The 19,241-nt window shown below is 32.9% G+C and carries 30 protein-coding genes; 2 read left to right on the top strand and 28 right to left on the bottom strand.

Features of this window, described 5'->3' with window-relative positions; translation table 11 throughout:
- Positions 1 to 75: 75 nt before the first annotated feature.
- The 7 genes from AC0L8O_RS25470 to AC0L8O_RS25500 form a co-directional block, all read right to left on the bottom strand.
- Positions 76 to 219 carry a hypothetical protein gene (locus tag AC0L8O_RS25470; protein ID WP_473449189.1) on the bottom strand — a complete coding sequence of 48 codons (144 nt, stop codon included), beginning with the start codon at positions 217 to 219 and terminating at the stop codon, positions 76 to 78.
- A 73-nt stretch (positions 220 to 292) separates the two neighbouring features.
- Positions 293 to 1,399: a hypothetical protein gene (locus AC0L8O_RS25475; protein ID WP_473449191.1), complete on the bottom strand. Its 1,107-nt coding sequence runs from the start codon at positions 1,397 to 1,399 to the stop codon at positions 293 to 295.
- Positions 1,399 to 1,932 carry a hypothetical protein gene (locus AC0L8O_RS25480; protein ID WP_473449193.1) on the bottom strand — a complete coding sequence of 178 codons (534 nt, stop codon included), beginning with the start codon at positions 1,930 to 1,932 and terminating at the stop codon, positions 1,399 to 1,401. The genes AC0L8O_RS25475 and AC0L8O_RS25480 overlap by 1 nt, the downstream gene beginning before the upstream one ends.
- Positions 1,933 to 1,944: 12 nt before the next feature.
- Complete coding sequence (locus AC0L8O_RS25485) at positions 1,945 to 2,286, bottom strand: hypothetical protein (RefSeq protein ID WP_473449196.1); 342 nt, start codon at positions 2,284 to 2,286, stop codon at positions 1,945 to 1,947.
- An 87-nt stretch (positions 2,287 to 2,373) separates the two neighbouring features.
- Positions 2,374 to 2,583, bottom strand: coding sequence for a hypothetical protein (locus tag AC0L8O_RS25490; RefSeq protein ID WP_473449199.1), 210 nt, complete (start codon positions 2,581 to 2,583; stop codon positions 2,374 to 2,376).
- 107 nt (positions 2,584 to 2,690) lie between these two features.
- On the bottom strand, positions 2,691 to 3,626 hold the full coding sequence (locus AC0L8O_RS25495; RefSeq protein ID WP_473449201.1) for a 5'-3' exonuclease: 936 nt from the start codon (positions 3,624 to 3,626) through the stop codon (positions 2,691 to 2,693).
- 13 nt (positions 3,627 to 3,639) lie between these two features.
- Positions 3,640 to 3,945 (bottom strand): hypothetical protein, encoded by a 306-nt coding sequence (locus AC0L8O_RS25500; protein WP_473449204.1) that lies wholly within the window; start codon positions 3,943 to 3,945, stop codon positions 3,640 to 3,642.
- Between the two features lie 371 nt (positions 3,946 to 4,316).
- Between AC0L8O_RS25500 and AC0L8O_RS25505 the strand changes: the two genes are divergently transcribed.
- Positions 4,317 to 5,339, top strand: a complete 1,023-nt coding sequence (locus AC0L8O_RS25505; protein WP_473449207.1) for a hypothetical protein — start codon at positions 4,317 to 4,319, stop codon at positions 5,337 to 5,339.
- A gap of 363 nt (positions 5,340 to 5,702) precedes the next feature.
- Here the strand turns inward: AC0L8O_RS25505 and AC0L8O_RS25510 are convergent, their stop codons facing one another.
- The 8 genes from AC0L8O_RS25510 to AC0L8O_RS25545 all read right to left on the bottom strand — a co-directional run bounded on the left by AC0L8O_RS25510 (position 5,703) and on the right by AC0L8O_RS25545 (position 10,538).
- Positions 5,703 to 6,128, bottom strand: a complete 426-nt coding sequence (locus AC0L8O_RS25510; RefSeq protein ID WP_473449210.1) for a hypothetical protein — start codon at positions 6,126 to 6,128, stop codon at positions 5,703 to 5,705.
- 518 nt (positions 6,129 to 6,646) lie between these two features.
- Entirely contained in the window at positions 6,647 to 7,030 is a 384-nt protein-coding gene (locus AC0L8O_RS25515) for a hypothetical protein (RefSeq protein ID WP_473449212.1), read from the bottom strand.
- A gap of 99 nt (positions 7,031 to 7,129) precedes the next feature.
- Entirely contained in the window at positions 7,130 to 7,327 is a 198-nt protein-coding gene (locus AC0L8O_RS25520) for a hypothetical protein (protein WP_473449214.1), read from the bottom strand.
- A gap of 202 nt (positions 7,328 to 7,529) precedes the next feature.
- Positions 7,530 to 8,096 carry a hypothetical protein gene (locus tag AC0L8O_RS25525; RefSeq protein WP_473449216.1) on the bottom strand — a complete coding sequence of 189 codons (567 nt, stop codon included), beginning with the start codon at positions 8,094 to 8,096 and terminating at the stop codon, positions 7,530 to 7,532.
- A gap of 319 nt (positions 8,097 to 8,415) precedes the next feature.
- Complete coding sequence (locus tag AC0L8O_RS25530) at positions 8,416 to 8,631, bottom strand: hypothetical protein (RefSeq protein ID WP_473449219.1); 216 nt, start codon at positions 8,629 to 8,631, stop codon at positions 8,416 to 8,418.
- A 73-nt stretch (positions 8,632 to 8,704) separates the two neighbouring features.
- The gene (locus AC0L8O_RS25535) at positions 8,705 to 9,073 is read right to left on the bottom strand and encodes a hypothetical protein (protein ID WP_473449221.1); all 369 of its coding nucleotides are present in this window, start codon (positions 9,071 to 9,073) and stop codon (positions 8,705 to 8,707) included.
- 14 nt (positions 9,074 to 9,087) lie between these two features.
- A complete protein-coding gene (locus AC0L8O_RS25540) occupies positions 9,088 to 10,224 on the bottom strand; it encodes a PD-(D/E)XK nuclease family protein (RefSeq protein ID WP_473449222.1) in 1,137 nt (378 codons plus the stop codon).
- Positions 10,221 to 10,538 (bottom strand): hypothetical protein, encoded by a 318-nt coding sequence (locus tag AC0L8O_RS25545; protein ID WP_473449224.1) that lies wholly within the window; start codon positions 10,536 to 10,538, stop codon positions 10,221 to 10,223. The genes AC0L8O_RS25540 and AC0L8O_RS25545 overlap by 4 nt, the downstream gene beginning before the upstream one ends.
- A gap of 309 nt (positions 10,539 to 10,847) precedes the next feature.
- Between AC0L8O_RS25545 and AC0L8O_RS25550 the strand changes: the two genes are divergently transcribed.
- The gene (locus AC0L8O_RS25550) at positions 10,848 to 11,441 is read left to right on the top strand and encodes a hypothetical protein (RefSeq protein ID WP_473449227.1); all 594 of its coding nucleotides are present in this window, start codon (positions 10,848 to 10,850) and stop codon (positions 11,439 to 11,441) included.
- A 65-nt stretch (positions 11,442 to 11,506) separates the two neighbouring features.
- Here the strand turns inward: AC0L8O_RS25550 and AC0L8O_RS25555 are convergent, their stop codons facing one another.
- The 13 genes from AC0L8O_RS25555 to AC0L8O_RS25615 form a co-directional block, all read right to left on the bottom strand.
- Positions 11,507 to 11,719: a hypothetical protein gene (locus AC0L8O_RS25555; RefSeq protein ID WP_473449229.1), complete on the bottom strand. Its 213-nt coding sequence runs from the start codon at positions 11,717 to 11,719 to the stop codon at positions 11,507 to 11,509.
- Positions 11,720 to 11,773: 54 nt separating this feature from the next.
- Positions 11,774 to 12,220 (bottom strand): phage holin family protein, encoded by a 447-nt coding sequence (locus AC0L8O_RS25560; RefSeq protein ID WP_473449231.1) that lies wholly within the window; start codon positions 12,218 to 12,220, stop codon positions 11,774 to 11,776.
- Between the two features lie 213 nt (positions 12,221 to 12,433).
- Positions 12,434 to 12,814 carry a hypothetical protein gene (locus AC0L8O_RS25565; protein WP_473449233.1) on the bottom strand — a complete coding sequence of 127 codons (381 nt, stop codon included), beginning with the start codon at positions 12,812 to 12,814 and terminating at the stop codon, positions 12,434 to 12,436.
- Between the two features lie 417 nt (positions 12,815 to 13,231).
- Positions 13,232 to 13,567, bottom strand: a complete 336-nt coding sequence (locus AC0L8O_RS25570) for a HepT-like ribonuclease domain-containing protein (protein WP_473449235.1) — start codon at positions 13,565 to 13,567, stop codon at positions 13,232 to 13,234.
- Entirely contained in the window at positions 13,564 to 13,851 is a 288-nt protein-coding gene (locus tag AC0L8O_RS25575) for a nucleotidyltransferase family protein (RefSeq protein ID WP_473449237.1), read from the bottom strand. The genes AC0L8O_RS25570 and AC0L8O_RS25575 overlap by 4 nt, the downstream gene beginning before the upstream one ends.
- 575 nt (positions 13,852 to 14,426) lie before the next feature.
- Positions 14,427 to 14,549 carry a hypothetical protein gene (locus AC0L8O_RS25580; protein WP_473449240.1) on the bottom strand — a complete coding sequence of 41 codons (123 nt, stop codon included), beginning with the start codon at positions 14,547 to 14,549 and terminating at the stop codon, positions 14,427 to 14,429.
- Positions 14,550 to 14,567: 18 nt separating this feature from the next.
- Entirely contained in the window at positions 14,568 to 14,882 is a 315-nt protein-coding gene (locus AC0L8O_RS25585) for a hypothetical protein (RefSeq protein ID WP_473449243.1), read from the bottom strand.
- Between the two features lie 47 nt (positions 14,883 to 14,929).
- A complete protein-coding gene (locus tag AC0L8O_RS25590; protein ID WP_473449245.1) occupies positions 14,930 to 16,120 on the bottom strand; it encodes a DNA cytosine methyltransferase in 1,191 nt (396 codons plus the stop codon).
- Positions 16,121 to 16,389: 269 nt separating this feature from the next.
- Positions 16,390 to 16,734, bottom strand: a complete 345-nt coding sequence (locus AC0L8O_RS25595) for a hypothetical protein (protein ID WP_473449246.1) — start codon at positions 16,732 to 16,734, stop codon at positions 16,390 to 16,392.
- A complete protein-coding gene (locus tag AC0L8O_RS25600; protein ID WP_473449248.1) occupies positions 16,731 to 16,955 on the bottom strand; it encodes a hypothetical protein in 225 nt (74 codons plus the stop codon). Before AC0L8O_RS25600 ends, AC0L8O_RS25595 begins: the two co-directional genes overlap by 4 nt.
- A 250-nt stretch (positions 16,956 to 17,205) precedes the next feature.
- A complete protein-coding gene (locus tag AC0L8O_RS25605) occupies positions 17,206 to 17,430 on the bottom strand; it encodes a hypothetical protein (protein ID WP_473449250.1) in 225 nt (74 codons plus the stop codon).
- Positions 17,431 to 18,135: 705 nt separating this feature from the next.
- The gene (locus AC0L8O_RS25610; RefSeq protein WP_473449253.1) at positions 18,136 to 18,669 is read right to left on the bottom strand and encodes a GrpB family protein; all 534 of its coding nucleotides are present in this window, start codon (positions 18,667 to 18,669) and stop codon (positions 18,136 to 18,138) included.
- Between the two features lie 137 nt (positions 18,670 to 18,806).
- The gene (locus AC0L8O_RS25615; RefSeq protein ID WP_473449255.1) at positions 18,807 to 19,184 is read right to left on the bottom strand and encodes an ACT domain-containing protein; all 378 of its coding nucleotides are present in this window, start codon (positions 19,182 to 19,184) and stop codon (positions 18,807 to 18,809) included.
- Positions 19,185 to 19,241: the final 57 nt, after the last annotated feature.

Raw genomic sequence — 19,241 nt, forward strand, 5'->3', positions numbered from 1 at the left:
AACTCTATTCCTTCTCCATTAATGATTAATATAAGCCACAATGTCTTTATTACAAGTCTATCAATCTCAATCAACTTATTTTAGATCTACTGTAGCTTCCAATTCACTATTACAACCTAGACAGTATACAGTACTAATGTAGTCATCTCCTGCAGAAACCTCTACACTGCCTTTTAATTCAATTTCTGTATATACATGAAAAAAAGTTTCTTTACGCACCAATTTCACTTTAGATTATCTACCACAACTATTACAGTTTATTGTAAACATCAATATCAATCCTTACCTATTATTATTGATTTAATCCAACTAACTGAGCAAACGTATAGCCCGAAGTCTGAAGATCCTCATTGTTGAACTCTTTTTCACAATTAGCTTCAAATAACTCTCTAGTTCTGCCATTTACATGACTGTTATTTGGAGTGTTTAAGAAGATATACGGTATATGCTGCAACTTTTCTAAGCTGTCTATATCATATTGACTATAAGTCCAACAAACACCATGATCAGCAAAAACATTAGAATAAGGATACAGATATAATTTTGTTTCCTCATTAATGATTTTATCTTTTACACACGCAATTTTAAGTGATCGAATTTTATTATCAGCCACTCTAAAAGCAAAGAGCATCCTAGGATGACCAACCTTTTCATACTTCACATCGTGAAACTTCACATCAAATTGACGTTTAGGTATATCAATTACAATCATTTCATCAGAGAAGGTTTTATGATAATAAAGCACATTCTTTGGCATAAAACCCTTGTAAACAAGTCGATTAGGAGTATTTTTAGCTAAAACCTTTTCTACCCAATCTACTTCTGATTTGTCTGCGATTGACAAAAATAACGCCTTTAACTCTTCTTTATTCTCAGATATTTGTACCTTTTTAGCAGCTACGTCTAGTATTTTTGATAATACTGGAGTAGATAACTCAGGATTAACATTTGCTTTATTTAGAAGTATTTTTAGTAAGTCTTGATACTCGATAACATCCGAATCCATCTGATTAATATTGTTAAAAGCTGATTTTAGAATCTGTTTCAACCAAGAATTATCTATCTTTTGAATATCAACTTTATTGATAAGTTGAGTTAACAATTCAACATAGAGATTATTTGATTCAAGTGATTCTGACTCTCGCTCAACTCTTTTTATGACTACCTCCATAATTTGAGTGAAGACTTTAATATCTCCTTCTTCTTCCATGTAATCTTTAATCACTTCTATATAATCCTTTTCGAATAAATAGGAGAGAAGCTCTTGATTTTCCATAAATCCCAGCATAGACCTAATAAAGTCATCAATAAAAACTTTACGCTTACCTACTGGCAATTCACCTTCAAATTTTTGAATTTCAACATGTTTATCATCTTTAATAGTTACAACCATTGACATTACGCTACACCTTCCTTAGCATTATATTTTCTCACTGCTTTTAGTAATTGCTTTAACTGGTCATGAAGATCCAACATTTCTGTTAGTAAGCCTCTTAAACGACCATAAATCATTTCTGATTTTATTCTAATCATGCCATCCGTACAAACCGTCATAGAGGCGTCAAACATTCCATAATCATCATCAAAATAATCATTCAAATACCTACCTATGAGATAGTCAAATTTATCTGAATGCTCTTTCTTAAAATTAGATTGATATTGAAATAATTCCCTTAGTTCAGGTATTTTCATATATCCATATATAAATCCCCTCGGATCTTCGGTATCCACATCAATGACTTCCCAGCCAGTTCCTAATTCGATCATATGGAGTAGAAACCATAAGCAATCTTCCATGAACGGTTCATTTGTATAGAAAGGTGTTTTATCGCTAGGATAAACCCTTCTTCTATTCCATAAAATCTTTGCCATAATTATTCGGTCAATGGCAGTTGTAAATGTTGATTTATCCATATCAGATAAAAAAGACATATATTTCACTCCTTAAAAAAAACGTTTCTTTTTAGGTTTAGATTTATTCCAAATTCGTCCTTGGAAATCGCTCATTATACAAATTTCTCTGAAGTCATTAGAATATAAATGATAACGATCTTTAGGCTCACCTTCATAAGCATCTTCTCCCTCTTCCATTGAAGGCGTAAAGGCTATTTCATAAAAGGCTTGCTCTAAAGCATTTTCATCGGTATTTTCCACAAACTCTCGGATATCCCCAAAGTTTTCAGCTGATGAAAAAACGACCATCTGATATATTTCAAATAACTTTTCACTCATCATACTCGGCTCTCCATAACCTTCTAGTTCTTTCCAAACTCTTTTAAAGTTCATTGGTTTTTCCTCCATAAAAAAAACACTCGTGCTAGATGGATGAAAAAATGTTCTTCATCACTCTAGACGAGTATTTATACTTTATTATTAACTAATGTAGGGTAATTCCCGAATAGTTATTGGGCGATTTTCTACACCTTCACCACAATCTACCGCGGTATAACGAGTGTTCTTTTCTTGAAATCTATCCATAACATCATCAACTGATTTCCCTGAAACATCTGTAACTTGGGTATTTAGAAATTCCCCTGTTACTTTATCTACTACTACTAACCAGTAGTCACTAAGTTTAGTCATAAAATCCCCTCACTGCTCAAACAATACATATTTATCTTCTATCATTATACTAAACAGCATACGATAAAAGAAATACTTTAATTATTGACAAATATATACACGTTTTGCTAAAGTATATATTTTCCTTGATTGATTTCATTCATTAATCGTGTAAGACCTAATTCTTTACAACAATTAAGAATTTCCTCGAGACTCACTCTAACCTCTATATCGTTTGCATAATTGATTACAGGTATATCCGTAACAAGAGTTGCTAGTTTTTTAGAAAGTAATCCAAGTTCTTTACCTTCCTCTACCTTTTTCTTGTATCGACTAAATTCTGATAAACTAGGAACCTGCTCAATTACTGACTCTGCAGTACTTAATTTAAGCAGCATTTTCATAGCTCCCTTATCACCAATTCCCGGTATCCCTGGGATATTGTCAGATGTATCACCACATAAAGCCTTAAAATCAATGATTTGCTTTGGAAACAATCCATTAAAATCTTCTTTAAAGCGATTTTCATCATAGAAAATATCGTCCTTACCTTTTCGACAGACCTGAATTATGTTATCTGAAACAATCTGTAAAAGATCTTTGTCATTTGATAACGTATATACCTTCATATCTGTCTGTAGTTTCATAGCCATTGATGCTATTAAATCATCTGCTTCGTAGACTTCATCAAAATAGATTGGAACTCCTATTTGATTTAAGACCTTTTCTAAAAGAGGAAATTGCACCTTCAATTCATCTGGTTGGCCTCCTCTTGTTCCCTTGTATTCAGGGAATATGTCTTTTCTAAATCCTCTACCCTTATCAAAAACCACAGCTAAATGAGAAATATCTAGCTCTGTTTTATACCTGAATAACATCTTTAAAAACATATTGACTCCATTTGTATATTGACCATCTGGAGACTTCATAAGGTTATTAGGGTCTAAGGCTGTTGCATAATAGGCTCGATTTAATAGATTGTTACCATCAACAATTAATGCTGCAGATTCAACCGTTTCTTTTTCAGTATCATTAAGTACTGAATCAAATAATGACATTTGCATGTAATTTCTCTCCTCAAAAAAGTTGTAATTGTAATGGTTCACTACGTTTTTCTTCTTTCTGTTCCTTCACAGGTTCCTCAGAATATAGATTAAGAGTTTCTTCCACTACCTCAATCGGACTTACCTTATCTTCTACTTGAGCAATAATGGCTGGCTGCCTATGATGCCTCAAATAAGATTGACAATATTCCTTTGCTTCTGGATCTGTTTTGTCATAATAACAAGTAGTTTTTCCTTGTTGGCAAAATTGCCAAAGAGCACAACATCCAAAACCAGACTTACTAAATCCCTTCCTTGTGTAACCTGAGTTTGGTTTCATCAAAAACCCTCCTTAAAAAGTTTCTGGACGCAAAGAAGCCCAATCTCAATCACCAATAAAAGTGCATACTTAAATCGGTAACTCAAATTGAGCTTTTTAAAATTAAATCGTTTTCTCATCCACTGCGTAGGGTTGAGTTAAATAGTAAAGTAGTATAGTAGAATTATACCATTCTCATATAAGTTTTGGTATATCTTATTTCCTAATCATGGTATGATATTGGTATAAATTTTCTTTTTTTGTATTCCACCCATGCGGGAGGAAATTATTTTTTGTCTATTAATGCATTCATTTGAATGGATTTTTTTGTATTTTTACAAAAACCATTCAGATGAATGCATTTTTTAATTACCTAATAGGAGAGTGAGAGAATGAGTAAAGTAAAACGTTTATTACTTTGGATTGCAGTTCTTTACCCAGTTTCATGGATTGTACAGAAACTATCTAAAATACCTGTTTTTGACTTATATAATGAATTTCTACATTCAACTTATGAATTCATTTATGAATGGTGGGATTGGCTGTTAATTGCTGGTGTGAGTTATGTCATTACGAAAAGCATTGTAGAAGTTAAATATGAAACAATGGAGCTAATAAGACGAAATCGTTTTAAATTTGAGATTGCAAGGTGGTCTGATACACCTTATGCACCGCCTGTTTTGTTCTTTTATTTAATCAATCCTCCTCAAAGCGTATCAATGCAAATGGGCAAAGAGATCGAAAATCGCTTTTATCAAATGGTGGTTAACTACTTCCGTGATCGAGTGTTTATAAATGCTGAGTATCATAACCAAAATCCACAAGAACGTGAACCTCAATGGAAAATTGTCGGATTAAAAGATATTAGCAAGACCATCATGGTATTTTTAATAGTTTTTATATGGTTTGCTAAGGTTTCATTAATGGATTTATCCTCCTGGATAAACGGATGGGAACGGTTCACTATTCCAGCGGTCCTGTACTTTAGTCTTTATGTTGCACTGAAGATTCATGCTTATTATGAAATGTCATACAGAAACTTAGATCAAGTACTTGGAAACACATTCGGGGAACCAGAGCCTCGTATCCTATGGAGAGAGCTTTTTCCTGACCAGCATAAAGGAGAAACGCTTCTATCAGCTTGGGAAGCTGAACGGGAAAAGAGACAACGCTATACTCTTTTATATAGAAGTGGGTTTGTTCCAGAAAAGATTACAATCTTTGACAGCCTTGCTTTAGCTCCTTATCCATATCCGTATGAAGGGTTGCCAAAATGGGTAGATGATATGGAGGCTCACTATCAAGAAAAAGTAAAAGGTTGGGCAGCCCATGAAGCTACAAAACCTCAAAAGCCCAAAAATAAAGGCAATGGTAATATTGTAGAATTTAAGGCAAAGAGGAAACAGTCTAATTGACGTTGGTTTTTTGCAAGGAAATAAAGAAGGTGGTAATTTTAAATTTAACCTCGTCTTTAAATATAGGAAACCCCACTATGTATACAAATGTACTAGCGGGGCTTTTTTTTAGTAACTTCAAGATTTAAAAATCTATACTATTTTTTGAAATAAATTAATTCCTTGTGTTCAATTGAACAAACAACCCTCAGATTGTAAAAATCACTTATATAATAGAGAATTTTCGTTGGATCCTTAAATAGGTCCCTTTAGGAACGAGCCTGTACCATAGAGAATAACGTTTTAAAAAACTAGGTACATCTTCAATTGTTTGAGTCGTCCATTTTGGGTGTAGCAGAATAAACTCTATATATTGATTTCCTTTCAAATACCCCCAGAAGATGCGAAATATGGGATTATAGGGTATGGATAAAAATTACTGAAATAATGTTTTAAATCTAATTCATTGCTTCCTGTAATCTCGTAAGCCATGGTATTTGCTCTTAGTTCACTAAAAGCCAATTTAACGGACACACTTGGAAATAAAACGCTCTTTAACCCTTCGGAAATTGCAGATTCATCATATTTTGCGTGCACAAGCTCATGTGCAAGGAGGAATTCGCACACTTTACGTTCATTATCCCAATTTTCGATGATTGGCTGGTTAATAGTTACCTTATTTTTATAGTACTGTCCACCAAAATTTTTATTTGACGAAAAATGTAATTTTGGGGAATGGATTTGAAGTATTCTGGAAAAGTGTTGTAAAGTTTCATTGATTTCTTGTTTTATACGTGTATACTCAGTCAAAATTTACACCTCTCTAATATTACTACTGCTTATCACCACCATCAAAATTAATTCATTCCGATGATTGTAATTTTTATAGAATTCTTTATGAACTCATTTTCATATGATTTTTTCTAATTGTAAACTAGATAAAAGTTCGAGTCCGTTCTATACAAAAACGAATATTCCCTCTTAAATAAAGAGTTTACTATTATTACCTTCTAAGGTTTGACAAGAACAATGAATCATGTTAATTTTTATTTACTCCTTAAAAAAGTTTTTGGTTTTGAAAGCAGATCGGATTCGACTTGTAATCTTTTCCAAACTTTTTTAAACAAAATCCCATGTAGCGGAAACTACATGGGTTTTTTGTATGTTTGCTATTCCGTTAGTTATCTCCTATAAAATAGATTAGGACTGGTAAAGCTGCAAGTATACAAACTAAGATACAAGGCATCCAATATTTCATTTTTGCACCCTCTTTTCTTTCTTAGTTTCAAAGTCGGCAGGTACTTGGAAAGTACCTTTACATTTCCGTATTAAATATAAACGTACTTTCCCTTTGCATAGCAAAAATTACTACACTCTACTACACTCTCAATATCAGATAATAATACAAAGGATTCGGTTTTATATGGATTATAATAAACAATCTTTTGAATGGTTTCTGGCTGCTCTATATTAATTGATATTAATTCACCCACAACATGAGCATGTACAGTACGACGTTTGGTTTTATTTACATTTTCTCGTCCTTTTTTACTTACTACATAACGACAATTTTTTAGTAAAACTGATTCAGCATGCCCTAATACCAATTTACTTTTCGCATCTCGCACAGAGTAATGGCCACTAACATTTAGGTTTCGATAGACTTCCACTTTTTGCCCTGGTACTATAGCTCTCCCTTTATAAGTTTTCAATGTTACTCACACTCCTTAAAAATAAAAAAGGTATAATGCAGAAAAGCTGCATCATACCTCTTATCTCGACTATTTCATTAGTCTATTAGTCTACATAAATCATTTATTAATAATTTGATATAAATGATTTACAAAAACTGTATCTGTGCTCCAACGCCCTTTTATTTCTTGCTTTATTTCTTCGACTATTTCAGCTTGTTTGATAAGCCAATCCACATCAAATTCGCCTACACCAAACTCACTGCCAAAGGTTTCTGAATAATGCTTTAGCTTTATTTCCTCTAATCTTTTCTCCACAAAAATTCTCTCCTTATTTCGTATCTAATGACGTTTATTTAATAATAGAACTGAATAATAACAAGTGTCTCATTCAATTATTCTGAAAAATTAGCATATCTCTTCGCAGCGTTTGCTAATTAAAACAATTCATAATGCGTAATGGAAATCTCTGCTTACTTATAAGAATTCAATTTTCAAACTCGTAAACTCTTTCTTATTTTTATATCAAAATTGATATATCATAAATTTCCTTTTGACCATTTAGTAAAGATTCAACATTTTTCTCTGCTAGGAAAGTTCCTAGCAACGCTTTTTTTACTGATAACAACAATAAAAGATCCTCACCAGAAGGCATTCCACTTGAGAATACAAATTGTTCGAGAATGTCTTTAAAAATCATCGTTCTGCCTTCATAAAGAAAGACTTCTTCCTTCGTGATATCCCTGCCGTTCAAAAGATTCTCAATATATAGATTATCAAGTTCATACATATTATCTAAGTTGAACTTTTCTTCTAATATAAAACCAAAACTTTCTATATCGAGATCATAGAAAAACATACCATGTTCATTGATGATTAAACTAGATCTTAAATTATCAAATAAATTTAGCCTTTCATCAATGTCGAGGTCAGCCAAATTTTTGCGTACAATAAGGTTAATTGACAAATTAGATACGAATGATTTGCCATTTTCAATAATCTCTCTTTGCTCTTCGATTTTTTTATTTATATCTTCCTCTATTACCATTTCTTTAGGCACTAATGAAAAAAACTTTTCTTGATTCATTTAGAACACTCCTCGTTAATTTTAATCAACATTTCCCATTTTGGTTAAATAGTAATTAAGCTCTACCATCCTCATGGAGGCTAAAGTGATATTGCAAAAATATCAATTCAATTAAAAAACAACATAATTCTTTCTCATAGATTAAAAATTAAAAAAGGTACAATGCGAAATAATAGCATCATACCCTTTTTTAACTCGACTAGTTTAATAGCCAATATATTTCCAATATTAACGTTATCTCTCCTCGCATTATTGCTACAAAGACAGACAAAACCATTAATTTGTACTTTCCAGATTCACGTTATAAGTTAACTGAGCATTAATTTAATTCCATTTCAAACTTTCTTTTAGATTCTTTTAATTTCTGTGGGTCAAGTGTTTTAAAAACGTTTGACACTCCACTTAATTGAACCTTCCCACTGTTTGATATCAGTGTTCCTCCACATTTTTCACAATTTATATTTCTATCGGTAGGTTTAAAGTTTTTAACAATGTAAGTTTGTCCGCAATCGTGATTCCAACAAACTAAGTACATATAAATCACTCCTTATTTTATCGCTATTTAGGTCTTTTACTCACTAATAATAAGTTTTTGTAATAATAGGACATCATGAATAACCATTAGTAATTGCATGCAAAGTCCATTTACCCTCTTCGTAATTACCGTAATTAAAAACGGCACCAAATCTAGCACTCTCAAATCTAACTTCAAAATTCGAAAGATTAAGGTTAGATAATACGTATCTAGTAATTTCCTCTAAGGTAATAAATTTAGATCCGTTGTCTTCATTGCGATAAGGTAGATCAAGAGCATTCATATGGCAAAAATATTTATTCATTACCATTCGATCACCTGTAGCTGGAACAATGATAGTTACTGAATCTACAATCAGATCAAATTCGATATCCTTGACTACTTCCTCACCTAAATTAAGTTTTAGTGTTCTCTTTTCTAAGTCATACAAGTGTTTTAGCATTTGAAATCCTCTCCTTAAGTGACGTATTTAAACGACTTTCGTCCATTACCGTAAGAAATTAGCTGCTTTAACTCACCTGTTGTATCTTCAGCAAGCCACTTTTCAAGTGTTTTGGCATTTGCATTTACAGCTTCTTTCACGTCAAGTTTGTTTCTTTGAGCATAATCAATAAGAGACTCAACATCTTCACATTTAGGATTTTGTTTACCAGGATCAATAAGCCATGCTCCTGTACCAACCGGAACAGAACCATTTTCTTCTACATACTTTTTCATCCCGCTTTTCATCTTCTTAATAGCAGTCTCTTGAGCTAAGATGTACTCACCGATTGAAGAAGCTTCCTCTTTTGATTTAGGCTCACCTGTTCCTGGTAGATTAGCTAACAATCCACTTGCACAACGAGCTGCAAAAGGACAGTAATCACATTTTTTGCGATTCTTACACATAGCCCAATCCTCCATATTAGAAGGATCCTTTGACTCAATTTTCAAGATTTGTCTAACGAGCCAATTCTTAGCTTCGTTTAGCTTCTCTTCAGTGAATACAATTTCACTATCTTCTTGTGAATCGAGTCTTGGGAAAACTAGACGGCCTTTGAAAACACTACCTACATATCCTCTAATTTGTTTATACAACCAACCGTATAAAGCAAGTTGAATATGTGTGTTAGCAGGGTATGAGTACCAGCTAGTTTTAAAATCCCAAATCTCGATAACATCACTCGCAGGATCATCGATAATCACATCTACATATCCATGAACAATTCCTTTTGTTGTTTTTACCTCTAAATGCATTTCAGAGGATATCTCAACATATTCAAGCTGCGGTAGTCGATCATACGCTCTCTTCAACATGCTCTGGACGTAATAGGCCTTCTCACCTTCGGGTAGTCCTCCATTTACTCCGATTGAATAATATAAAGCGTCAGATGGTGCATAGCCCTCTCTAATCATTAATTCAATAGCGGTGTGAAAGACTTTACCTACTTGCATAGGTGGGTTAGAAGGATAAGGAAGTCCTAAAATGTATTTGTAAAAATACATTCGTTCACAATCCCCAAACATAGAAAGTCTTGAATAACTCCATTTCTGTTCTTTAACATCCATGACATTCTTCTGTTCTTCCTCTTTTGGTAAATGAACGGTTGTCACGCCGTCATCACAACCTTAGATTCATCTGTTAAACTAAGGTCCCAAACAAGACTTGAGCGGTACGGAGTAAACCCATATTCAAGCAAAAGAATGTTTCTTACGTCTGATTTCACTGGAGATTTAACTTTTGATATCATCCAATCCAACAAAAAAAGGAGTCCAATTTGGGCTCCTTTTAACTCTGTAATAACCGGAATAACACTGTAGTTCGGATATTTCCCATCCCGAATACTAATGCTTGCCAGCCTTTCATTTTCATTTGTAGTTGCAACATATGTTGCAATGCCATTGTCATACTCAGTTTTAATAAACAATGGAATTCCTCCTTAAAAAGATTTATAGTTTTGAAAAGCAAAAAACGCCCTTCCGAAAACTATCAACAAACTGCATAAAAGCAGAATTTATTGTTGATCACTTTCAGAAAAGCGCATTTTAAATAATCAGTTGTTTCTCCTTCATAGGTGAAACTAGATAAAAGTAAATATTTATACTTCATATATTATCATATTTGGAGTATGAAATATACCTAGATTCTTATAAATGATGTAACCCGTCCATTTTTTTCATAATTTAATTGTGATGGTAAAATTTTATTATAAGATGACATTAAGGAAGTGTTACGAATGGATAAAAGTACTACTACACATAATCCTACAGAACCAATAGTTTTAATTGAACAAAATAGATTAAGGATGCCTATGAACATGGATGACGAAAGGACTCATATCATTTACAACGTAACAAAAGAAACAATAATAGAGGGTACCTTAGAGTACGCAGACGACTTTATGAGAATGTTGGAGAGCAAGGGCGTACTCTATCGTGCTTCAGTGTCAATGTTATTCGATGGGTACAATGATGATCCTCGGGAAGTATTTGAAATTGATGAAATCAGAAAGTGGTCCGAAAAATTAATTAATCGCTATCCTCATGTTCTATATTTTTTAACAGATGATAGCAAAAGACTGTTATTATCATCTGTCTGTGATATAAATACTTTTTATTTTGGTGAAAAGAAACCATACAAAGAGTGGCTATCCATGGGGATTGAACCTTCAACAGATTTACCTAAGCATCTGCTAGAGTTGAAAATTGATTCTAATATGTCGAAATTCATTAAGAAGAGTTTAAAAAGGTTTGGAAAAAAAATCGGGGATCAAACAGCGGCATATGAATTTGCAGAGTGGATGGAAACGAATCTATTTACAGCATTATAAATAACTTTATCCAACCGTGTATACAGAAAAAAACCAGTATGCAAAATACATTTGCATACTGGTTTTTAATAAGCAGACAAAGCTGCTGATTGTTCATTCGTGCTTTCGTCAATGATTTGTGAAACTTGGGCACGTTTTACAGCACCTTGATAAATCTCATAGAATTCTAATTTAAGAGAAATTCTTTCCTTATCCGATTTAGCATTAAGAATGGCTTTTTGAATTTCCTTAATTCTTTGTTTTTCTACCGTGTTAAGCAAGTCAAACATTTTTCTCATGTTAGACCCCTCTTCCTTCCTTTTTTACCATTATACCACAAAATGGCATTTTCATTACTTATTGTCATGTTTACCTTGTAAACGTTCCTGTTCTTTCCTTAACTGTTCAAGGTGTTTATTAATATCATTTTCCATCTCTTTTAATCTATTACTATTTGAATCATTAAATCTCTGAGTCTCTTCATAGTCGGCTTTATTTTTGTTTAATAATTCCTTTTCTCTTTCAGCAGTCAGGTCACTCTTTGAAAGTAGCCAAGCCACGCCCGACACGCCAGTGGTTGCGGAAATTGCAAAAATCTCAAAAGGATTTCCATCACTATTAAAAATAGAAATTGCTAATATACCAGTAAAACCACCACTAATAAACTCTTTAACTACTTTTTTTCGTTCGACTTTATCGGTTTGGTTCCAGTAACGCAAAAAACGTGCCGTACCACCAACCAGAAATGCCCAACACAATCTCCATAAGATATCGAATAATTCCATGTTTCCAAAATTCATACTCTCACTCACCTCCTTTCGTGAATTGTCATTACTCCTAATTTCTTGGGTTTTCAGGCACAAAAAAATGCACCCTACAAGTGACCAATTAGTTTTTCTACCATTTCAGCAGTTCAGTCACTTGATAAAGTGCATTCATTATTTTTTTAAAATAGGACAGATCACAACAAAAAATTGATAACCTGTCCTTTTGAAAATTTAGTCTTATGACCATTAGGGATTAATTACTGCATACCCTTCCTCTAAAACGAACTTGTCAAAATCATATCCATCTACGTTAAGCTCAACAAGATATCGTCCCTCTTCATCTACACCATATACTTCTACTTCTACTAACGCATTAAGCAAAATATTGTTAAATGCATTCCAAGATTTTTGAGTATCAGTAATATAAATGTTATGAAGAACAGTTGAAACAGTATCTCCATTAGTTGTTTCTACATTTAATAAATATCCGTCAAAACTTACGGCTTTTGCTACAAATTTTTCATTTGGTACATCTGATGAAAAACTAAAAATTATTAACATCGGAAAAATTAAAGCGATAATACCTGCTAATACTACCTTTTTAAATGAATTGTTTGTTGTAACCATTAAAAACACTCTCCTAAATAAAATTAATAATTCCTAGTTTTTAGACATAAAAAAATGCACACTATGAAAGGACCAATTAAGGAATATCTACCGATAGGCAGACTTTGGTCACTTCATAGAGTGCATTTAAAGTAAATTCTAAATTTTCCTCGCGCATGCGTGGAAATACAACAAATAATTAAAATATGAGATTATTATACCAGAATTAGAAAAGGTTAGGAGTACTTTATCTATTCTTTTTTCAGTAGGCTGTTTTGGTAAGTCTGTTGTTTTTTTATATAATAATAAAAACTAAGGCAAGGAGTTTGATATACGGGTGTCTATTAAGCAAATGAAGTAAATCTTTTGTGAGTAGATAATATAAACAAAAGAAAGACCAAAATTTGGCCTTTCTTTTTTTATTCCCTATCCACGAATCTAATTATTTCTTAAATTTTCAAAGTGTGGCTTTAATTCAATAATATTTTGTGTAGCAACTATCCAGACAATAGATAAATCAACTCCAAAATACTCATGAATTAATATATTTCGAAAATCGATCATTTTTCTCCACGGAATTTCAGAATGATCTTTTCTTATACTTTCCGGTATCTTGTTTGCCGCTTCTCCAATAACCTCCAAATTCCTAATTACCGCGTCGATAATCAGATTGGACTGTTCAAACCCCTCAAATGATAAACCTTTTGTGTACTTTTCAATTTTATTAATAGATTCAAGTATATCTTCGATAAACAGCATATAGTCTCTTTTCATTGGTAGATAACCTCATCGAGTATTCTATCCCGAAGCTGAGGCTTAAGAGCATTTTTAGTGACCAAATCAACAGTCAATCCTAATTTTTCTTCTAAATAATATTTAATATCCATGAATTCAAGACCAATAGGTTTTCCTAATTCAATCAATATATCTATATCACTTGATTCTATTTGTTCATTTCGAGCATATGAACCAAAAATCCCTATTTCTTCAATACCATACTTTTCTTTTAAGAATCCTTTAGACTCTTTAATTTGTTCAATCACAAATTCTTTATTCATAATCTCCCACCCTTTTTAAATGGAGTTATTACTTTATTTTACATTACTTTAAAAGGGATTCGCCACTGATATTAGATTCTTAAATGTTACATAAATCAACAAAATATATCGTAGCAGTTGCGACAAAATCCCATTTACTCTAGTACATACAATGTCTTTACTATATTCCTATTTAATTCTGAAGCTAGATTACATTGTTTATCTCCTAAGTTTTTGTTATCAAAGAACGAACATCAATTGGTCCTTATCAACCCTATTGCTGTTGGAATCCGTTTGAGCAACCTCAATTTTAGCTTCAACATCTTTTTCAATCTGTTGAAATAACATTAGACGCTTCTTACTTTCTCTCGACTCTAAGAACTCTTTGTTTCTTCGTTTAATATCATTGAGTACTTCCCGCTCATGCTGTGATATTTTTGCATTAAACGGTGGATTAGTAAGTATGTTATCAGGTGGAATTTCTCTTGAGTAGCGTTAATCGCACTTTCCGTTCGTTTCTTAACCAAATAAAAAAACACCTTATTCCAGTCATACAAAGAATCCAAGGCGTTTCAACGATTACCTGATTATTAGCGTTAATTACCGAAATTATATGAATCTTCTACTGAAGTAGGGAATGGAGTAAATAATGGATGTCCCATTATTTCTACTATTTGTACTTGCTGTTCTTGACTTAATTCAATATTATTTGATCTCATTAAAATAACCTCTTTCTATTAAAAAAGAAAAAACGTATCCCATCTAATGTGGAATACGTCTATCTTTCTTGATTTATATTTATCAATTTTTAATTCCCAATAAGAAAAATGTATATCATTCTTCCATTTGCTTTTTTCTTCCTCTGCTTCTTTTCGAGTGTTAAACAACATAATCGCATTAGGGCTATAGATCTCTTTATTGTTATCTTCTTCATGCAACAATACAAAGACTTTAGTAACTTGATCCTTTCCATCTACATGCCTTATAGCTTCATTCTTGCTCTCATAAAGCCAATCATGGATTAAATACATTTCATTTATGATTACGCTCATCTATATTCTCCTTCAAATTGTGATTATATTTAATTCAGACCTTACCGTTATACAAGTTGGGCATAAAACTCTTCTTGTGTAAGGTCATTCTCTAGATCATTGATGCTATATAGATATTCAGCAATTGGTTGAATGATATGCTTGGCTAGTTTCACTGGCACAGCATTCCCCACTTGTTTAAAAATCTTATCTACCTTTGTATTATGGGAAACATCTTCATTTCCATAAGAAAATGAAAACCAATCAGGAAATGTCTGAATACGTGCCGCTTCACGAACTGAAAGGCGACGTTCATATTCTTCTCCATGAGCAAAAGTCCATTTTTCTCTATGTACTTTTATCATAGAGTCACCAGCTGGATGCATTGGTGCTTGACGAGCAGATGCTTGAATGGTGAACGATTGATCTTCCCATGACTTCTTTCGATTACGGCTCATGTATTGACTCGAATAGCTTCCTTCGTAATACATACCCGGATCATGTTGTAGATCCCAGATTGCATCTTGGAGTGTCACATATCGAGCTTTTCCTAATCCATGTGTCTTTACTGGTTGTTGATATACATAATCTAGATCATGTCGAACACCAACAAGAATAACACGAGAGCGGAGCTGTGGCACTCCATAGTCCTGTGAATCTAACACATGAGTATACACGCGGTATCCTGCAGCAGAAAAATCTTCTGTGATTTGTCTGAATGCCTCTCCACCAGCTAGTGAGAGCATGCCTGGAACATTTTCTGCAACAAACATCTTTGGTTGAGCCTCAAGTAATGCCCTACAACAATGAATGTAAAGAAAGTTGCGTTCATCATCCACTAATCTTGGTCCGGCGCTTGAAAACCCGGGGCATGGAAATCCGAATGTGTATAAATCCGCATATGGAAAATGATATAACTTCCGAATATCAATCACTTGGCTAACGGTATCTGTAAAATGCCTTTGATAAGTAGCAATTGCTTCTTTCGCATTATCCAAGGCATAAACTGTATGAAATATGTTATCGTCTTTATGTTTTAAATAAGATGATCTATTGTAAAAATCAATTTGAGAATTAGCTCCTGTCTCCATTCCAGCCCACTCAAGGCCAAGGTCTAAACCGCCGGCTCCGCAAAATAGTGAAACCACACTCACCTTGTTTCTCTTGTAAGTAAGAAATGGATGTGAAACAGATTGACTAGAGTTCTTCTCCTTTTCAATTTGCTCTTTTAAAATACGTACTACTTCTGATTGTGTCATTGTCTTTTCCCTTTTCGCTCGTTATCGCAAACGGACGAAAAGGAAAGAAAGAGGTCGTGTGTTGGGAGTGACAAGCTCCCTCAACCTGTTCATCATGACAGGTTAACTCCTAACCTCATTCTTTTATATCAGTACAAGTATTTCCGTACTCACACTGTCCCTGGTGTCACTCAGAGAAAGCAATTGACGACTGCTTAAAACCTGCTTTAGCAGGATCGAAAAGACAATTCCTTTGTAGTAAATTTCATATAATATTCCCTCTTTTTAAATTAAAATAAAGAGAGTTGCCCATTATTTCGGAACAACTCTTCATCTTTGTCATCTTTGATGATCCGCTCTATATCCTCGCGTCTAATGGATGCATAGAACCCATTAGCATCTTTTATGGTGACAGTACCTTGAACATGAAATTTTTTGCACAAATAAAAGCGGTTATTGCTATGAATTGAGCAAACAGTCCATATTTTTTTACAACCATTGATGACCACTTTATCGTTTGATTTAAGACCTGAAAATGGTAATTCAAAGTGTTTTGCTTCTTCTTCTGAGTTAAACTCATAAAATGCGTTATCACGTGCCTCTGCTGATAACTTATTAACAGCTGCATAGCTCATGATTCAATCATTCCAATTTCTTTATTTAAGTAATATTTTCCTTGAACAATGTCAGATAAGGTAAGATTACTTTCTAAAAAACGATTCCACTGTAATTCATCTGAAGTGGTTGCTACTCTTAGCGGAACTAATCTCCCTTCATGATGCAAATAAACCTCTTTCCCTTCTGAAGCAGCCTGTTTAGCTTCACTCCAGGTTAAAAAATCTACTAATTGATTCATAGAATTTCTTCCTCCTTAAAAAAGTGTTTTGTTTTTGAGAGCACAAAAAAACACGCATCTCTTAAAGAAAACAACAAAACTGCATACTGCAGCCATTTAAGTAGTTGTTCGCTTTAAGAAAAGCGTGTTAAAAAATCAAAATTATTTCCCTGCCTAGGAAAATACAAAAAGTAAAAAAAGTATAGGTAAATTATATCATATAATATTCTCGCTTTCTAGAATACTTGTAGAGTTATCCTCATCCTTTCAACTATTTATTCTTCTGCTTTGCAACTTGCATACCGCCGATTATAAGTATGATAATCCCAATTACTGCCAGAATAATCCGAACTAAGAATGGACTCAATGAAAACACAGTTTCACCCTGCAAGTGCAATCCGAACAACCTTTCATCCAGCCCCACAATCGCCAATAACGGTTTAAGAAACAAACTCAGCGCTAATAATACTATCCCCAAAATAATATTGCTATTCATTGATTTAAAACCTCTTTTCTAATTAAAAATCAATCTTTAATTTATTTACATAAAGATACGAGAAAATATAGAAAAAGTTTCAATATCCCTTGATTCACTATTTGACTCTTAACACGAAAAAACATTTACCTTTATTCAAGATAAGCGCTTGTTTGCTGAAGATCGTTATTCAACTATTAAACCTATAATTTAATAACAATGTTTAAAATTATTTCAAATATTAGAGAACATATTAATAACCAAATAACTTCTATCCTTATAAAAGAATCTAATACACTACATTGCTTTATCTTAGCTATATTTATTGCAACTTCTAAATTGATTGGTACAAAAAACAGAGAAAACAAAAACCCTCCTGAAAGTGAAATACAGAGATGGATAATCATCAAATTAGAGGTTAATTCTGCTACTGCACTCCCAATTATAAAAAATGGAACACCAGCCCATATAAAGAATGTTAATGCTAATAAAAATAATGCCATAATGACTAACATAAAGTTTTTTTAAGCACTTTTGAATAGTTATAGAAATATAAGCTCATCACTATCCCCCAAAAAAACTATAATAATACTACTTACTTTTATTAAAAATCATTTTAACATGGTTTGCATTCTTGTTTGTCGATAATATGGTCCTAAACTGAAAATAAGCGCCTTTCCTTATTCCAGAAAAGCGCTTGATTGTTGAATAACGTATATTTGATTGTTAATTCATAGTTTTATCTAATATGTTATTTATAAATTCTGTCTTACCTAAAGTATAGGAAGTTCGGTCATGCACAGTCTCTGCTAAATTCCTTTTAATCTTTTCATACTCAGTAACTGCTTCGTGGTTATTACGAAGGTAATCTCTAAATGCTATATGCTTTTTAAGTTCTTTACTATCTTTGTTACAAACATAAAGATGATGCTCCATCCATCTTGTACCGTATTCATCCCAAGGAGAATATATATCTTTTCTACCAAATGCTTCTCTGCCTTCAAAACTCCATTCTTCTTGGTGAAAATACCCTAGCTTTTCAAGTGCACGAATTACATTTGTGAAGACATCATAATTTTCAATTACAATATCTATATCTAGGATTGGCTTTGCCCCTAACCCTTTGATCGAAGTACTTCCAACATGTTCAATATCAATAATTAAATTGCCTAATGACTTACTAATTACCTGTTTTATGGATTTAAACTCCTTTATCCATTGCTCATCAAAATCTAAAATTTTTATACCAGTATGAGTCAATCATTGTTCCTCCAATATAGTTATTAAACAGTTAAAATAGAAATAGGCGCACATCCTATTCAAGAAGGGCGCTTCTATTGCGGAAGATCATTATTAAACTAGAGCCACCGTTAGTTGAGTATAGTATCTTTTTAATACTAGATAAATGTATGACCAGCATTCTCTAATACTGATTTTGTTTTTTCTACGGAATGCACTTTAATCAACAAGTAATCTGTATTAAAAGTAGAAATAGCAAAAATGCTTATATTGTTTTTCGCCAATGGATTAGCTAATGAAGATAATATTCCTGTTAAACTAAAATCTAATACACCCTCTACTTTGATACATTTCCAATCATGTTCCACGTCCTTTAGATTACTACAAGGAACATTAGAGGTAGGACATACAATAGAGAGTTCTTCGTTTGTACGTGTAATTGAAAAGAATTCGCCTTTGCCTGCCCAAGATGGTATCTCTTCTGTTGATGGTAATTTCACAACAGAGAATAAAGTTTCCAATATGACTAAATTCATATCTATCACCCCTTAATTAAAACGGATACTCCGATGCCTTTCCGCAACATCGCACCT

The sequence above is a fragment of the Metabacillus sp. KJ11-3 genome, assembly GCF_055808295.1.

Coding starts and splice junctions, on each gene's coding strand:
- AC0L8O_RS25475 (WP_473449191.1), bottom strand. CDS start 1,399: ATGTCAATGGTTGTAACTATTAAAGATGATAAACATGTTGAAATTCAA.
- AC0L8O_RS25480 (WP_473449193.1), bottom strand. CDS start 1,932: ATGTCTTTTTTATCTGATATGGATAAATCAACATTTACAACTGCCATT.
- AC0L8O_RS25485 (WP_473449196.1), bottom strand. CDS start 2,286: ATGAACTTTAAAAGAGTTTGGAAAGAACTAGAAGGTTATGGAGAGCCG.
- AC0L8O_RS25490 (WP_473449199.1), bottom strand. CDS start 2,583: ATGACTAAACTTAGTGACTACTGGTTAGTAGTAGTAGATAAAGTAACA.
- AC0L8O_RS25495 (WP_473449201.1), bottom strand. CDS start 3,626: ATGCAAATGTCATTATTTGATTCAGTACTTAATGATACTGAAAAAGAA.
- AC0L8O_RS25500 (WP_473449204.1), bottom strand. CDS start 3,945: ATGAAACCAAACTCAGGTTACACAAGGAAGGGATTTAGTAAGTCTGGT.
- AC0L8O_RS25505 (WP_473449207.1), top strand. CDS start 4,317: ATGAGTAAAGTAAAACGTTTATTACTTTGGATTGCAGTTCTTTACCCA.
- AC0L8O_RS25525 (WP_473449216.1), bottom strand. CDS start 8,096: ATGAATCAAGAAAAGTTTTTTTCATTAGTGCCTAAAGAAATGGTAATA.
- AC0L8O_RS25530 (WP_473449219.1), bottom strand. CDS start 8,631: ATGTACTTAGTTTGTTGGAATCACGATTGCGGACAAACTTACATTGTT.
- AC0L8O_RS25535 (WP_473449221.1), bottom strand. CDS start 9,073: ATGCTAAAACACTTGTATGACTTAGAAAAGAGAACACTAAAACTTAAT.
- AC0L8O_RS25550 (WP_473449227.1), top strand. CDS start 10,848: ATGGATAAAAGTACTACTACACATAATCCTACAGAACCAATAGTTTTA.
- AC0L8O_RS25555 (WP_473449229.1), bottom strand. CDS start 11,719: ATGAGAAAAATGTTTGACTTGCTTAACACGGTAGAAAAACAAAGAATT.
- AC0L8O_RS25560 (WP_473449231.1), bottom strand. CDS start 12,220: ATGAATTTTGGAAACATGGAATTATTCGATATCTTATGGAGATTGTGT.
- AC0L8O_RS25565 (WP_473449233.1), bottom strand. CDS start 12,814: ATGGTTACAACAAACAATTCATTTAAAAAGGTAGTATTAGCAGGTATT.
- AC0L8O_RS25570 (WP_473449235.1), bottom strand. CDS start 13,567: ATGAAAAGAGACTATATGCTGTTTATCGAAGATATACTTGAATCTATT.
- AC0L8O_RS25575 (WP_473449237.1), bottom strand. CDS start 13,851: ATGAATAAAGAATTTGTGATTGAACAAATTAAAGAGTCTAAAGGATTC.
- AC0L8O_RS25580 (WP_473449240.1), bottom strand. CDS start 14,549: ATGAGATCAAATAATATTGAATTAAGTCAAGAACAGCAAGTACAAATA.
- AC0L8O_RS25585 (WP_473449243.1), bottom strand. CDS start 14,882: ATGAGCGTAATCATAAATGAAATGTATTTAATCCATGATTGGCTTTAT.
- AC0L8O_RS25590 (WP_473449245.1), bottom strand. CDS start 16,120: ATGACACAATCAGAAGTAGTACGTATTTTAAAAGAGCAAATTGAAAAG.
- AC0L8O_RS25595 (WP_473449246.1), bottom strand. CDS start 16,734: ATGAGCTATGCAGCTGTTAATAAGTTATCAGCAGAGGCACGTGATAAC.
- AC0L8O_RS25600 (WP_473449248.1), bottom strand. CDS start 16,955: ATGAATCAATTAGTAGATTTTTTAACCTGGAGTGAAGCTAAACAGGCT.
- AC0L8O_RS25605 (WP_473449250.1), bottom strand. CDS start 17,430: ATGAATAGCAATATTATTTTGGGGATAGTATTATTAGCGCTGAGTTTG.
- AC0L8O_RS25615 (WP_473449255.1), bottom strand. CDS start 19,184: ATGAATTTAGTCATATTGGAAACTTTATTCTCTGTTGTGAAATTACCA.